Below are 14,081 nucleotides of genomic sequence, written 5' to 3'. Positions count from 1 at the left end.
GCACTGGAGGACCGAACTCACGCCTGTTGAAAAAGTCGGAGATGACCTGTGGCTAGGGGTGAAAGGCCAATCAAACCGGGAAATAGCTGGTTCTCCGCGAAAGCTATTTAGGTAGCGCGTCGGGCGATTGCCCACGGGGGTAGAGCACTGGATGGGCTAGGGGGCCTCGCGGCTTACCAAACCTAACCAAACTCCGAATACCGTGGAGCACAGCCCGGCAGACAGACGGTGGGTGCTAAGGTCCATCGTCGAGAGGGAAACAGCCCAGACCGCCAGCTAAGGTCCCCAAATCACGGCTAAGTGGGAAAGGATGTGGGAAGGCCATGACAACCAGGAGGTTGGCTTAGAAGCAGCCATCCTTTAAAGAAAGCGTAATAGCTCACTGGTCTAGTTAAGCCGGCCTGCGCCGAAAATGTATCGGGGCTCAAGCCGTGTACCGAAGCTGCGGATGTGATCTTTAGATCACGTGGTAGCGGAGCGTTCCGTAAGCCTGCGAAGGGTCCCCGCGAGGGTGCCTGGAGGTATCGGAAGTGAGAATGCTGACATGAGTAGCGACAAACAGTGTGAGAAACACTGTCGCCGAAAGTCCAAGGGTTCCTGCGCAAGGTTAATCCACGCAGGGTGAGCCGGCCCCTAAGGCGAGGCCGAAAGGCGTAGTCGATGGGAACCACGTTAATATTCGTGGGCCAGCGGGTGTGTGACGAATGGGAAAGCGTGTCGGGCCTTATCGGATTGGCCCGGCTGGGGACCCGTTCCAGGAAACAGCCCCCGCATCAGACCGTACCCCAAACCGACACAGGTGGACTGGTAGAGTATACCCAGGCGCTTGAGAGAATGGTGTTGAAGGAACTCGGCAAATTGCCCTCGTAACTTCGGAAGAAGAGGGCCCCGTTGTGGCGCAAGCCATGGCGGGGGGCACAGACCAGGGGGTGGCGACTGTTTACTAAAAACACAGGGCTCTGCGAAGCCGTACAAGGCGACGTATAGGGTCTGACGCCTGCCCGGTGCCGGAAGGTTAAGAGGAGGGGTTCACGCTCCGAATTGAAGCCCCGGTAAACGGCGGCCGTAACTATAACGGTCCTAAGGTAGCGAAATTCCTTGTCGGGTAAGTTCCGACCTGCACGAATGGCGTAACGACTTCCCCGCTGTCTCCAACACCAACTCAGCGAAATTGAACTCTCCGTGAAGATGCGGAGTACCCGCGGTCAGACGGAAAGACCCCGTGCACCTTTACTACAGCTTTGCAGTGGTGCTAGGGATCTCATGTGTAGGATAGGTGGGAGGCTAGGAAGCCCGGGCGCCAGCTCGGGTGGAGCCATCCTTGAAATACCACCCTTGAGGTCTCTGGCATCTAACCGCGCTCCGTTCATCCGGAGCCGGGACCCTGCATGGCGGGTAGTTTGACTGGGGCGGTCGCCTCCCAAAGTGTAACGGAGGCGCGCGATGGTGGGCTCAGAGCGGTCGGAAATCGCTCGACGAGTGCAATGGCATAAGCCCGCCTGACTGCAAGACAGACAAGTCGAGCAGAGACGAAAGTCGGCCATAGTGATCCGGTGGTTCCATGTGGACGGGCCATCGCTCAACGGATAAAAGGTACGCCGGGGATAACAGGCTGATGACTCCCAAGAGTCCATATCGACGGAGTCGTTTGGCACCTCGATGTCGGCTCATCACATCCTGGGGCTGGAGCAGGTCCCAAGGGTTCGGCTGTTCGCCGATTAAAGTGGTACGTGAGCTGGGTTTAGAACGTCGTGAGACAGTTCGGTCCCTATCTGCCGTGGGTGTCGGAGTTTTGCGAGGATCTGTCCCTAGTACGAGAGGACCGGGATGGACATACCTCTGGTGCACCGGTTGTCACGCCAGTGGCATGGCCGGGTAGCTAAGTATGGACGGGATAACCGCTGAAAGCATCTAAGCGGGAAACCCACCTCTAAACCAGAACTCCCTTGAGAGCCGTGACAGACCATCACGTCGATAGGAGGCATGTGGACGGGCGGCAACGCCTGAAGCTGAGCCTTACTAATCGCTCGATCGGCTTGATCCTTCCCAGCAGGCGGCCCGCGCGCAGCGGCAAGCCCTGGGCGCACGAGCCAACACCGCAAGTACAAGAACGCATATGTCCTCGATCATTGACCCCTCTGCCGTCCCTGTCCGGATGGTTCGCGTGTGCCTTGGTGACCTGGTGGTCATGGCGAGGCTCCCAACACCCGATCCCATTCCGAACTCGGCCGTGAAACGCCTCAGCGCCGATGGTACTGCGTCTTAAGACGTGGGAGAGTAGGTCGCCGCCAGGTCACCACGGCACACGCCAAACCACCACGGACGTGGACGCAGAAGGTTCCACACACACTTGACAATCGGCTTCATGAACGGCAAAGCCGGCGCTTTCCCAACGGGAGGCGCCGGCTTTTCGTCGTGTCCGCGGTCGCCGCTGCTGGCCCCCTCCCTAACCCTCCCCCGCCGCAGGCGGGGGAGGGGATCAAAGAGGGAAACTAGGGGCCGGGCGTCTTGTTCGTGGCCGTGGCGCCCCCACCTACCCATCGACAGCGACGATGCGGGAGGACGAGGAATGCGCATGGGCCGAACCGCCGCCCTGATGACCGCCACCACCCTTGCGGCTTGCCTGAGCGTCACCGACGCGAGCGCCGTGGACAAGGTGTTCAAAACCGAGAAGGCCATGGTGTCGGTGAAGACCGTCGCCAGCGGCCTCAGCCATCCCTGGGGACTGGCCTTCCTGCCCGACGGGCGGATGCTGGTGACCGAGAAGGACGGCCGGTTGCGCATCGTGGCGCCGGACGGTACGGTCTCCGCCCCGGTGAAGGGCGTGCCGAAGGTCGACGACCGCGGGCAGGGTGGCCTGCTCGATGTGGCGCTGGACCCGGAGTTCGCGCAGAACCGCTTCGTCTATCTCAGCTTCTCCGAGCCCGGGACGGAGGACGGCACCAACTCCACCGCCGTGGCGCGCGGCGTGCTGAACGCCGACGAGACCGCCCTGACCGACGTCCGGGTGATCTTCTCGCAGAAGCCCAAGGTGGAAAGCCGGATGCATTACGGGTCCCGGCTGGTCTTCGACCGTCAGGGCCACCTGTACGTGACCCTGGGCGAACGCTCGCTGGAGCAGTTCCGGACGCAGGCGCAGGACCTCGACTCGCATCTGGGCAAGGTGGTGCGGATCAACCGCGACGGTTCGGTGCCCGCCGACAACCCCTTCGTGAACCAGTCCGGCGCGCTGCCGGAAATCTGGTCCTACGGTCACCGCAACATCCAGGGCGCCGCCTTGAATCCGCAGACCGGCGCGCTGTGGATCAACGAGCACGGCCCGCGCGGCGGCGACGAGGTCAATGTCCCCGAACCGGGAAAGAATTACGGCTGGCCGGTGGTGTCCTACGGCGTGAACTACAACGGGACGCCGATCGGGACGGGCAAGTCGAGCGCGCCCGGCATGGAAGAGCCGGTGTACCAGTGGACTCCGGTCATCGGCTCCTCCGGCATGACCTTCTACACGGCGGACACGCTGCCCGGCTGGAAGGGCAGCCTGTTCAACGGCGGGCTGGCGACCAAGGAGGTCGTGCGGCTCGAACTCGACGGCAACAAGGTGAAGCACGAGGAGCGCATGTTCCGCGATCTCGGCAAGCGCATCCGACAGGTCAGCCAGGGGCCGGATGGCGCGCTCTATCTGCTGACCGACGAGAATCGGGGCGAGATCCTGCGGGTGACTCCGGCGGGCAAACCGTAAGCGGCGGTTCAGCGGCCATCGCGGCGGCGGTGCGGTTTCTTCAGGCGCTCCGCGGCCATCAGGTCGCTGCGGCTGACGCCGATGTCCCTCAGCAGGCGGTCGTCAAGGCGGTCGGGAGTGGCGGCCCGTTGCTTCCGGCGCTCCTTCAAGCTGCGGCAGGCGCCCAGCAGGGCGGCGGTGAGTGACTTCGGCAAGGTTGCGCCGAAGGCGCGGACGGCGGACAGGGTGGGCATGGGCGGTTCCTCCGTTCGGGCGGGGACTGCCGCCCCGCGTTGCCGGTCCTGTCTAGCGGGCTTTGGCCGGTGGGGAAGTGGCCCCCTTCACACCGTCCCCGCGCTTTCCGGACTTCCGATGGGACGGCAGGGGCGCTACACAGGCGCCCATGCCAGCCATCATTCCCCCCTCCATCATCCCCATCGACGACCCGGACGATCCGCGGATCGCCGCTTACCGCGACGTGAAGGAGCGCGACCTCGTGGGGCGGGAAGGGCGCTTCATCGCCGAGGGGGCGGTGGTGCTGCGGACGTTGCTGACCGCCTCGCGCCATGAAACCCTGTCGCTGCTGATCGCCGACAAGCGAATCGCCGGGCTGGCGCCGATGTTGGAGGCGTTGCCCCCTGCGGTGCCGGTCTACAGCGCCCGGCAGGAGGTGCTGGACGCCATCGCCGGCTTCCCCCTGCACCGCGGCATCCTGGGCTTGGGGCGGGCGGCGGCGATGCCGGAGCCGGACGCGCTGCTGGGCGCGCTGGGACCGCGGGCGACCGTGCTGGTGCTGTGCGGGATCGGCAACCATGACAATGTGGGGGGCATCTTCCGCAACGCGGCGGCCTTCGGGGTGGACGTGGTGCTGCTTGATTCCGGCTGCTGCGACCCGCTCTACCGCAAGGCGATCCGCGTGTCGGTCGGGGCGGCGCTGCGGGTGCCCTTCTTGCGGATTCCGGCGGGAACCGACCCGGTCGCGCTGCTGGAGCGGCACGGCTTTGCCGTCCTCTCGCTGAGCCCGGCGGGAGCGGTGACCCTGGCGGGGCTGCGCCGTCCGGAGCGCGCGGCGCTGCTTCTGGGGTCGGAAGGGCCGGGCCTGCCGGCGTCCGTCCTGGCGCGGACGCGGACTGTGCGCATTCCCATGGCGCCGGATTTCGATTCCCTGAACGTCGCCACGACCAGCGGGATCGTCCTGCACCATCTCGCCTTCATGGCGGAGCCGGATTCAGGCCTCGGCTGAGTCTTCGATCCGGCGCAGGCCGGGCGGGGTAGCGTCGCGCAGGCTCTGGGCGAGCGCGCGGAAGCCGGTGGCGCGCGGGTCGCTGGCCCGCCAGACCAGCCCGATGACGCGGCCGGGTGGATCGCCCTGGAAGGCGCGGTAGGCGACCAAGCCACCCACCGTCGCCGCCTCCCCGTCGCCGGTGGCAAGACGCGGCATCAGCGTGTAGCCGGTGCCGCTGGCGACCATGTGGCGCAGCGTTTCCAGCCCCGTGGCGTGGCGCATGCCGCGGGTGATGGCGCCGCAGGCGGCCAGCGCCTGATCGCGCAGGCAATGCCCCTCCTCCAGCAGCACCAGCTCGCCAGGGTCGAGGTCGGCCAGGGCGATGGAGGGCAAGCTTTCCAGCCGGTGGCCGGCGGGGTGGGCGAGCACGAAGGGTTCGAAGAACAGGGCGTCGCAGGTCAGCCCCTCCGCCTCGACGGGCAGGGCGAGCAGAACGGCGTCCAGCCGCCCCTCCCGCAACTCCTCCAGCAAGCCGTCGGTGCGGCCTTCGGACAGCACGAGCTTGACGTCGGGCAGGTGCCGACGCATCGCGGGCAGGACATGGGGGAACAGGTACGGCCCCAGCGTCTGGATCGCCGCGATGGAAAGCGGGCCGTGCAGGGCCCCCGCCGTCCCGCGGGCCAGCGCCAGCAGGCGGCGCGCTTCCTCCAGGACGACGCGGGCCTGGCGGATCACCACCTCGCCCTGCGGGGTGGGCAGCACGCGGCGGCTCGTCCGCTCGAACAGGGGGATGCCGAGCAGGTCTTCGAGCTTGCGGATCTGCGCGCTCAGCGACGGCTGGCTGACCGAGCAGCGCTCCGCCGCCTTGCCGAAATGACGCTGCTCGGCCACCGCCACCACATATTCCAGATCGCGAAGGGACAGACCGGCGAGATTCATAGGATCAAGCTATCGAAGCATTTGAAACGATGTCTTGGATATATCAACGACACGGCGGGATAACCAGGGGGCAAAGCGGACGCGACAACTGATAAGAAACGTAAGGAGTTGAGTCATGAGCACCCTGACCACCGCTGCCGGCATCCCCGTCGCCGACAACCAGAATTCTCTGACCGCCGGCCCGCGTGGTCCGGTGCTGATGCAGGACTTCCACCTGATCGAGAAGCTGGCCCACTTCAACCGTGAGCGCATTCCGGAGCGGGTGGTGCACGCCAAGGGGGCCGGCGCCTACGGCGTCTTCCGGGTGACCCGGGACGTGACGCCCTACACCGCGGCCAAGTTCCTGTCGGACGTCGGCAAGGAGACCGAGGTGTTCCTGCGCTTCTCCACTGTCGGCGGCGAGAAGGGCTCCGCCGACGCCGAGCGCGATCCGCGCGGCTTCGCCGTCAAGTTCTACACGGAGGACGGCAATTACGATCTGGTCGGCAACAACACGCCGGTCTTCTTCGTCCGCGACCCGCTGAAATTCCCGGATTTCATCCACACGCAGAAGCGCAACCCGGCGACCAACCTGAAGGACCCGACCGCGGTGTGGGACTTCTTCTCGCTGTCGCCGGAGACGATGCACCAGTTGACCATCCTCTTCAGCGACCGCGGCACGCCGCGCGGCTACCGCCACATGGACGGCTTCTCCAGCCACACCTTCTCGTGGATCAACGCGGCCGGCGAGCGCTTCTGGGTCAAGGTCCATTTCAAGACGCGCCAGGGCATCCAGAACTTCACGGCGGAGCAGGCCGTGCGCATGGCCGGCGTCGATCCCGACCACGCCACCCGCGACCTGTTCGCCGCCATCCGCGACGGGGATTTCCCAACCTGGACCGTCTCGGTGCAGATCATGCCGGAGGTGGAGGCTGACTCCTACCGCATCAACCCGTTCGACGTGACCAAGGTGTGGCCGCACGCCGATTACCCGCTGGTCGAAATCGGCGAGTTGGTGCTGAACCGCAACCCGGAGAATTTCTTCGCGGAGGTCGAGCAGGCCGCCTTCAGCCCGGCCAACGTGGTGCCCGGCATTTCCTTCAGCCCTGACAAGATGCTGCAAGGACGCCTGTTCGCCTACGCCGACGCGCACCGCTACCGACTGGGCGCCAACCATCAGGCGTTGCCGGTCAACCGCCCGCACGCCGCGGAGGTCCGCAACCACCAGCGCGACGGCGCCATGCGCTTCGACGGCAATGGCGGCGGCAGCCCGAACTACGAACCGAACAGCTTCGGCGGGCCGGTGCAGAACCGCGCGGTGGCCGAACCGCCGCTGCGCATCTCCGGCGACGCCGCCCGCTACGACCACCGCGAGGGCAACGATGACTACGCCCAGGCCGGCGCCCTCTTCCGCCTGATCGGGGCGGAGGCGCAGGGGCGGCTGATGGACAACATCGCCAACTCGCTGGGGGAGGCGCCGGGCTTCATCCAGCGGCGGCAGTTGGCACACTTCTTTGCGGCGGACCCCGCCTATGGCTCGGGCATCGCGAAGAGGCTGGGGCTGACGGCGGCCACGGCGACCGAAGAGGTGGCCGTGGTCGGCTGAGCCCAAGGTCTGAACACACGGCACCGCCGGACGCATCCCCTCGCGTCCGGCGGTTTTTTGTGTGACGGGTCAGTCCGCGGCGGCGTCCTGCCGGTTCGCCCAGCCCTCGGCAATCCGCGGCAGGTTGAATTCGATCCAGTCGGCGAGGAGGCGCACCTTCTCGGCGGCCTCCCGCCCCAACGGCGTCAGGCTGTAGTCGACATGGGGCGGCACCACGTCGTGGGCGGTGCGTTTGACCAGCCCGTCGCCCTCCAGCCATTGCAGCGTCTGGGCCAGCATCCGCTCGCTGACACCGCCGATGGTGCGGCGGAGTTCGCTGAAGCGCAGCGTTCCGCTTTCCAGGGCGATCAGGACCAGGACGCCCCAACGGCTCGTGACGTGCTTCAGCACCTCCCGCGATGGACAGGCCGCGGCCATCAGGTCGCCGCGCTGCATCCGCTCCGACAGCGGCAGCGGAGTGTAGTCATCGTCCGGTTCCGGCATGGCCGCTCCCTTTCCAAAAAATCTTCACACTTACATTTATGTACGTACTTACGAAAAGTAAGCAAGTGGCTTAGGTAGGTGGTCACCACCCAACCGCAAACGGGACACCCGACCATGACCATCGCCGTTACCGGTGCCACCGGCCAGCTTGGCCGCCTCGTCATCGCCCGCCTGAAGGAGACGCTTCCGGCCTCCGGCATCGTCGCCCTGGTGCGCTCCCCCGCCAAGGCCGCCGACCTGGGGGTGGAGGCCCGCGAGGCCGATTACGGTAACCCCGAGACGCTCGCCCGCGCGCTGGCCGGCGTCGACACGCTGCTGCTGATCTCGTCGAACGAGATCGGGCAGCGGGCGGCGCAGCACCGCAACGTCGTCAACGCCGCGAAGGCGGCGGGCGTCGGCCGGATCGTCTACACCAGCCTGCTCCACGCCGACCGCTCGCCGCTGAGCCTCGCCGAGGAGCATCGGGCGACCGAGGCGGACATCAAGGCGTCGGGCATCCCCTTCACGATCCTGCGCAACGGCTGGTACACGGAAAACCACACCGGTTCGGTCGGCGCGGCGCTGGCCGGGGGTGCCTTCATCGGCAGCGCTGGCGACGGGCGGATTTCCTCGGCCACGCGCGCCGACTACGCCGACGCGGCGGTGGCGGTGCTGACCGGCACCGGCCATGAGGGCAAGACCTACGAGCTGGCCGGCGACGAGGCCGTGACGCTGGCCGACCTTGCCGCGGAAATCTCCCGCCAGTCCGGCAAGGACATCCCCTACCGGAACCTGCCGGAGGCGGACTACGCCGCCATTCTCGCCGGCTTCGGCCTTCCCGAGGCCTTCGCGAAGGGCATCGCCTCCTGGGACGTCGACGCGTCGAGGGGCGCGCTGTTCGACGACGGGCGCCAGCTGTCGGCGCTGATCGGGCGCCCGACCACGCCGCTGTCCGCCGCGGTCGCCGCGGCTTTGCCCCGATAAGGGCGGGCAAAGAAAAAGACCCTCTCGCCCGTGCAAGGCGAGGGGGTCTTTTTTTTGGACAGGCTACGGTCTGACGACGCTTACCGCGAGGCCGCCGCGATCTCCCGCGCGCGGCGGGAGACCGACGCCGCGTAGTGGTCCTTCGCCAGCACGGTGTAGACCGCCGGCAGGACGAACAGCGTGAACAGCGTGCCGATCAGCATGCCCGACACGATCACCAGACCGATGGAGAAGCGGCTGGCCGCACCGGCGCCGGCGGCGGTCAGAAGGGGCAGAAGACCCACCACCATCGCCGCCGTGGTCATCAGGATCGGGCGCAGGCGGACGCGGGCCGCGTGCTCGATGGCGGTGCGGCGGTCAACCCGCTCGTTGATCTGCATCTCGCGGGCGAACTCCACCATCAGGATGCCGTGCTTGCTGATCAGGCCGATCAGCGTCACCAGACCCACCTGGGTGTAGATGTTCATGGTGGACAGGCCGAAGAACAGCGGCAGCAGCGCGCCGCAGATCGACATCGGCACCGAGATCAGGATCACCAGCGGGTCACGCAGCGATTCGAACTGCGCGGCCAGCACCAGATAGATGACCACCAGCGCGAAGACGAAGGTGACCATGAGCTGGCTGCCCTCGGTCACGTACTGGCGCGACTCCGACAGGTAGGAGTGGCCGAAGCCGGCGGGCAGGACCTCGCGGGCCTGCCGCTCCAGGAACTCCACGGCCTGGCCCATCGTCACGCCCGGCATCGGCACCGCGGAGAAGGTCGCGGAGGGAAGCTGGTTGTACTTGGTCAGGGCGTTCGGCTCCGTCGCCATCTCGATCGAGACGACGGTGGACAGCGGGATCTGCGCGCCGTTGCCCGCGGTGACGTAGTAGCGGGTCAGCGTCTCCGGCGTCAGGCGCTTGTCGCGCGGCACCTGCGGGATGACCTCGTAGGAGCGGCCGTTCAGGTTGAAGCGGTTGACATAGTTGCCGCCGACCAGCACCGCCAGCGTGTCGCCGATCGACTGCATCGACAGGCCGAGGTCCGCCGCCTTCGACCGGTCGACGTGCAGCCGGACGACCGGGCTGTTGAACTGCAGGTCGCTGTCGGTGACGATGAACATGCCGCTTTCCATGGCGGCGGTCTTGATGCGCTCCATGGCGTTGAAGATGGTCTGGTAGTCGCCGGGGCTGTTGATGACCATCTGCACCGGCAGGCCGCCGGTGGAGCCGGGCAGGGCCGGCGGCGACACCAGGAACACCTGCGTGCCGGACACCTTGCCGAGATCGGCCTGGACCAGCGGCTGAAGCTCCTTGGCGCTGCGGGTGCGCTCGTCCCACGGCTTCAGGATCATGCCGGCGAAGCCCTGGGTCAGGGTCGGCAGGCCGTTCAGCACGAAGCGGGTGTCGGTCTCCGGATAGTGGGTGAACACCTCGTCCATCTCGCGCCCGTAGGCGTCCATGTAGTCGAGGTTGGCGTACTGCGGCCCCTTGGTGATGCCGAACAGGATGCCCTGGTCCTCCTCCGGCGCCAGCTCCGACATGGTGTTGGCGAAGAGGAAGCCGACGCTCAGCAGAACGCCGAAGCCGAACAGCAGGGTCGCCGCCCGGTAGTCCAGCGCGCCGCCCAGACGCCGCCCGTACCAGCCGGACAGCTTCTCGAAGGTGCGGTCGACGAAGCGGGCGAAGCGGCCCTCGTTCATGTCGCGGGTCAGCAGGAGCGAGCACATCATCGGCGACAGCGTCAGCGCCACCACGCCGGAAATGATGACCGACCCCGCCAGCGTGAAGGCGAACTCACGGAACAGCGCGCCGGTCAGCCCGCCGAGGAAACCGATGGGGGCGTACACGGCGGCCAGCGTGATGGTCATCGAGATGATCGGCCCGATGATCTCCCGTGCGCCGATCAGCGCGGATTCGACGGGCGACTTTCCCTCCTCCAGATGGCGGTGGACGTTCTCCACCACCACGATGGCGTCGTCCACCACGAGGCCGATGGCCAGCACCATGGCGAGCAGCGTCAGCAGGTTCAGGCTGAAGCCCATCGCCAACATGATCGTCGCCGCACCCACGATGGACAGCGGGATGGTCACGATCGGGATCAGCACCGAGCGGAAGGAGCCCAGGAACAGGAAGATTACCACGATGACGATGCCGACCGCCTCCAGCAGCGTCTTCTGCACCTCGTCAATGGAGGCCTGGATGAAGCGGGTGGAGTCGTAGACGATCTCCATCTTCAGCGACGGCGGCAGGTTGCGCTCAAGCTCCGGCACCAGCTTGCGGATGTCCTCCACGATGGTCAGCGGGTTGCCGGTCGGCGTGGAGTTGATGCCGATGAAGATCGCCTGCTGGCCGTTCATCGACACGCTGGCGTTGGAGCTTTGCGCGCCCAGCTCGATCTCGGCGATGTCCTTCATGCGGACCAGCGCGCCGTCCTTGGACTTCACGACCATCTGCCGGAACTGCTCGACGTCGGTCAGGCCGGTGTTGGTGGTGATGTTGGAGACGACGAAGACACCCTTCGCCTGTCCGGGGGCGGACTGGTAGTTGTTGGCCTGGATCGCCGCCCGCACGTCGGCGGCGGCGATGTTGCGCGCGGCCATCCGGTCGGGGTCGAGCCAGACGCGCATGGCGAAGGTCTGGCCGCCCAGGATCTGCGCCTCGGCGACGCCGGACACGGTGGACAGCAGCGGCTGCACCACGCGCGTCAGATAGTCGGAGATGGCCGCCCCGGACAGCTCCGGGCTGGCGAAGCCCATGTAGAGGATGGAGGTCGTCTCGCCCGTGGACTTCAGGATCACGGGGTCGTTGGCCTCGCGCGGAAGCTGGTATTTGACCTGCTGCACCTTCGACATCACGTCGGTCATCGCGACGTTGGGGTTGAAGTTCAGCCGGATGTAGGCGGTGACGAGGCTCACCCCCTGGGTGGAGGAGGAGGTGATGTAGTCGATGCCTTCCGCCGTCGCCACCGCCTGCTCGATGGGCGTCGTGATGAAGCCCTGCATCAGGTCGGGAGAGGCGCCGGCGTAGGAGGTGGTGATGGTGATGACGGTGTTCTGCAGCTCCGGATACTGCCGGATCGGCAGATCCGTCAGCGAGCGGACGCCGACCAGCAGGATCAGCAGGCTGACCACCAGCGCCAGGACCGGCCGTCGGATGAAGATGTCGGTGAATGACATGGCCGGGTCCTCAATTGCGCGGAACGGTCTGCGGCGGCACCAGCGCGCTCGCTTCCGTCGGCACCACGGCGGCGCCGTTGTTCAGCTTGAGCTGGCCGGAGGACACCACCCGGTCGCCGGGCTTCACCCCGTCGAGGATTTCCACCTTGCCGTCGAAGCGGTCGCCGGTCTTCACCGGGACGCGGTTGGCGACATGGCCGTCCTTGCCCTCGCCGTCCTTCTGGGCCGCGACGACGAAGACGCTGTCGCCGTAGACCGTGTAGTCCACCGCGGTTTCCGGAATGACGATGCGGTTCGCGGCCGGCGGCTGGACGACGCGGATGTTGGCGAACATGCCGGGCAGCAGCTTGCGCTCCGGATTCTGCAGCGTCGCGCGCACCTTGATGGCGCGGGTGTCCGGGCTGACCTGCGGCTCGATGGTCGAGATCACCGCGTCGAAGGTGGCGCCGGGGGCGGCGTCGGCGGAGATCAGCACCGGCTGGCGGATGCGGATCTGGCTCAGCGCCTGCTCGGGCAGGGTGAAGTCGACGAACAGGTTGGACAGGTCGGTCAGCGTGACGACGGGGCCGCCGGCGCTGACATACTCGCCGACATTCACCTGCCGGATGCCCAGCTCGCCGTCGAAGGGCGCGCGGATCAGCTTCTGGGCGATCAGTGCCTCGGTCTTCTTGATGTTGGCGTTGGCCTCGTCGAGCTGGGCCTGGTTCTGGTCCACGGTGACCTGCGGGCCGGCCTGGTTGCGCAGCAGGTTGCGGGCGCGCTGCAGGTTGTTCTCAGCCAGCTTCGCCTGGGCGCGGAAGGCCAGCAGGTCGGCCTGCTCGGTGGCGTCGTTGAGCTGCACCAGCGGCTCGCCGGCCTTCACGCGGGCGCCCGATTCGAAGAAGATCTGGGTCACGCGCCCGACCACCTCCGGCGCCACGGTGACCTGCCGGCTGGCGGTCAGGGTGCCGATGGCGGTGGTGTATTTGGGAACGGACTGCGCCGTCGCCTCGGCGACCGAGACGGGGGTCGGCGGCGGCTTGTTGCCGGCGAAGAAGTCGGCAATGGCCTTGTTCCGGAAATTGTTGAAGGCGTACAGGCCGCCGAACAGCACGCCCAGTATGACGGCCATGATGATGATGCGGAACGCCAGCCGCCCGCGGGTGACCGGACGGCGTGCGGTGGTCCGCTCTGGCGCGTGAGCGGAATGGTGGATGTCACTCGTCACGATCAGCCTCTCTCGAACAGGTCGGTTCTGGTTCTGTTGATTGGGTGCAATGCAATAAAGGCGTGTAAAGGGCGACCGCCTCCTCCCGCAGGCCGAGACCGCGCAGGATGAAGGCGACCGCGTCGCGGATGGTGCTCCGCGGCTCGGCCAGGGACGGGACGAGCGGCGTCGGCGGCAGGTGAATGGTCGCCAGGGTGGAGCCCAGCATCTCGGCCAGCCAGAAGGCGTTTTCCGTCACCGGGGCAGAGGGGATGAGGTCGCCCGAGTCGCGTGCGGCCTGCAGCGAGGCCACGAAGGGCGGCGCGATGTGCTCCGACATCCAGCGGCGCACCATGTGGGCGAATTCCCCGTCCTCCAGCAGGCTCATGAAGTAGAGCCGGTAGCGGGGGAGCATGGTGTCGCGGTCGCTCGGCAGTTCGCTGACGTAGCAGCTCACCATCGCCTGGACGTAGGCGGCGAGCGTCTCCGTGCTCGGCGGCATCGCCAGCAGCTTCGCCAGATCCTCGTCTCCGTCCACGCAGGAGCGGAAGATCGCCTCGTATAAGGCGGCCTTGCTGGGGAAATGCTTGAAGATCAAGGCCTCCGACACACCGGCGGCCTGCGCGATCTCCTTCGTCGTGGTGGCGGCGAACCCCTTGCGCGCAAACAGCGGAAGGGCCGCGTCGATGATCGCCGCGCGCCGGGCCGAGTTGTCCAGCCGTCCCATGATTAACCTTATAGCATAAGTGAGTACTAACTCACCTTGTTCGGGCTGGAGATACCACGGTGCGTTCAGGCTGTCCAGGGTGGTGATCGGGGCGCGAATT

10 protein-coding genes and 2 rRNA genes (1 of these 12 only partly in view) are annotated in these 14,081 nt (G+C 66.6%); 6 read left to right on the top strand and 6 right to left on the bottom strand.

Annotated features, from left to right (window positions below):
• From Sp245p_RS34555 to Sp245p_RS34545, 3 genes are all read left to right on the top strand, one after another.
• Positions 1 to 2,044: ribosomal RNA gene (locus tag Sp245p_RS34555) — 23S ribosomal RNA — on the top strand; it begins 704 nt to the left of the window's first position.
• Between the two features lie 134 nt (positions 2,045 to 2,178).
• A 5S ribosomal RNA gene (gene rrf, locus Sp245p_RS34550) occupies positions 2,179 to 2,294 on the top strand.
• 281 nt (positions 2,295 to 2,575) lie between these two features.
• Positions 2,576 to 3,736 (top strand): PQQ-dependent sugar dehydrogenase, encoded by a 1,161-nt coding sequence (locus Sp245p_RS34545; RefSeq protein WP_014199970.1) that lies wholly within the window; start codon positions 2,576 to 2,578, stop codon positions 3,734 to 3,736.
• A gap of 8 nt (positions 3,737 to 3,744) precedes the next feature.
• Here Sp245p_RS34545 and Sp245p_RS34540 read toward each other — a convergent pair whose 3' ends face one another.
• Positions 3,745 to 3,969 (bottom strand): DUF1127 domain-containing protein, encoded by a 225-nt coding sequence (locus tag Sp245p_RS34540; protein WP_014199969.1) that lies wholly within the window; start codon positions 3,967 to 3,969, stop codon positions 3,745 to 3,747.
• Between the two features lie 149 nt (positions 3,970 to 4,118).
• Between Sp245p_RS34540 and Sp245p_RS34535 the strand changes: the two genes are divergently transcribed.
• The gene (locus Sp245p_RS34535) at positions 4,119 to 4,958 is read left to right on the top strand and encodes a TrmH family RNA methyltransferase (RefSeq protein WP_014199968.1); all 840 of its coding nucleotides are present in this window, start codon (positions 4,119 to 4,121) and stop codon (positions 4,956 to 4,958) included.
• On the opposite strand, the gene Sp245p_RS34530 is transcribed toward Sp245p_RS34535, so the two are convergent.
• On the bottom strand, positions 4,944 to 5,879 hold the full coding sequence (locus Sp245p_RS34530; RefSeq protein WP_014199967.1) for a LysR substrate-binding domain-containing protein: 936 nt from the start codon (positions 5,877 to 5,879) through the stop codon (positions 4,944 to 4,946). The two genes, Sp245p_RS34535 and Sp245p_RS34530, sit on opposite strands and share 15 nt — an antisense overlap.
• A 115-nt stretch (positions 5,880 to 5,994) precedes the next feature.
• Between Sp245p_RS34530 and Sp245p_RS34525 the strand changes: the two genes are divergently transcribed.
• Complete coding sequence (locus Sp245p_RS34525; protein WP_014199966.1) at positions 5,995 to 7,464, top strand: catalase; 1,470 nt, start codon at positions 5,995 to 5,997, stop codon at positions 7,462 to 7,464.
• Positions 7,465 to 7,533: 69 nt separating this feature from the next.
• On the opposite strand, the gene Sp245p_RS34520 is transcribed toward Sp245p_RS34525, so the two are convergent.
• Positions 7,534 to 7,947, bottom strand: coding sequence for a winged helix-turn-helix transcriptional regulator (locus Sp245p_RS34520; protein ID WP_014199965.1), 414 nt, complete (start codon positions 7,945 to 7,947; stop codon positions 7,534 to 7,536).
• Positions 7,948 to 8,061: 114 nt separating this feature from the next.
• Here Sp245p_RS34520 and Sp245p_RS34515 point away from each other — a divergent pair, with 114 nt between their 5' ends.
• The gene (locus Sp245p_RS34515; protein WP_014199963.1) at positions 8,062 to 8,910 is read left to right on the top strand and encodes an SDR family oxidoreductase; all 849 of its coding nucleotides are present in this window, start codon (positions 8,062 to 8,064) and stop codon (positions 8,908 to 8,910) included.
• Between the two features lie 80 nt (positions 8,911 to 8,990).
• Here the strand turns inward: Sp245p_RS34515 and Sp245p_RS34510 are convergent, their stop codons facing one another.
• Genes Sp245p_RS34510 through Sp245p_RS34500 form a run of 3 tightly spaced genes read right to left on the bottom strand, consistent with a single transcriptional unit; the run spans position 8,991 to position 13,981 of the window.
• Positions 8,991 to 12,068 carry a MexW/MexI family multidrug efflux RND transporter permease subunit gene (locus Sp245p_RS34510; RefSeq protein ID WP_014199962.1) on the bottom strand — a complete coding sequence of 1,026 codons (3,078 nt, stop codon included), beginning with the start codon at positions 12,066 to 12,068 and terminating at the stop codon, positions 8,991 to 8,993.
• Between the two features lie 10 nt (positions 12,069 to 12,078).
• On the bottom strand, positions 12,079 to 13,275 hold the full coding sequence (locus Sp245p_RS34505; RefSeq protein ID WP_014199961.1) for an efflux RND transporter periplasmic adaptor subunit: 1,197 nt from the start codon (positions 13,273 to 13,275) through the stop codon (positions 12,079 to 12,081).
• On the bottom strand, positions 13,265 to 13,981 hold the full coding sequence (locus Sp245p_RS34500; protein WP_014199960.1) for a TetR/AcrR family transcriptional regulator: 717 nt from the start codon (positions 13,979 to 13,981) through the stop codon (positions 13,265 to 13,267). Before Sp245p_RS34500 ends, Sp245p_RS34505 begins: the two co-directional genes overlap by 11 nt.
• Positions 13,982 to 14,081 lie beyond the last annotated feature (100 nt).

It is taken from the genome of Azospirillum baldaniorum (assembly GCF_003119195.2).
Classification (GTDB): Bacteria; Pseudomonadota; Alphaproteobacteria; order Azospirillales; family Azospirillaceae; genus Azospirillum; species Azospirillum baldaniorum.
This window is presented reverse-complemented; position numbering and strand designations above follow the sequence as displayed.

Coding starts and splice junctions, on each gene's coding strand:
- Sp245p_RS34515 (WP_014199963.1), top strand. CDS start 8,062: ATGACCATCGCCGTTACCGGTGCCACCGGCCAGCTTGGCCGCCTCGTC.
- Sp245p_RS34540 (WP_014199969.1), bottom strand. CDS start 3,969: ATGCCCACCCTGTCCGCCGTCCGCGCCTTCGGCGCAACCTTGCCGAAG.
- Sp245p_RS34500 (WP_014199960.1), bottom strand. CDS start 13,981: ATGGGACGGCTGGACAACTCGGCCCGGCGCGCGGCGATCATCGACGCG.
- Sp245p_RS34520 (WP_014199965.1), bottom strand. CDS start 7,947: ATGCCGGAACCGGACGATGACTACACTCCGCTGCCGCTGTCGGAGCGG.
- Sp245p_RS34545 (WP_014199970.1), top strand. CDS start 2,576: ATGGGCCGAACCGCCGCCCTGATGACCGCCACCACCCTTGCGGCTTGC.
- Sp245p_RS34530 (WP_014199967.1), bottom strand. CDS start 5,879: ATGAATCTCGCCGGTCTGTCCCTTCGCGATCTGGAATATGTGGTGGCG.
- Sp245p_RS34510 (WP_014199962.1), bottom strand. CDS start 12,068: ATGTCATTCACCGACATCTTCATCCGACGGCCGGTCCTGGCGCTGGTG.
- Sp245p_RS34525 (WP_014199966.1), top strand. CDS start 5,995: ATGAGCACCCTGACCACCGCTGCCGGCATCCCCGTCGCCGACAACCAG.
- Sp245p_RS34535 (WP_014199968.1), top strand. CDS start 4,119: ATGCCAGCCATCATTCCCCCCTCCATCATCCCCATCGACGACCCGGAC.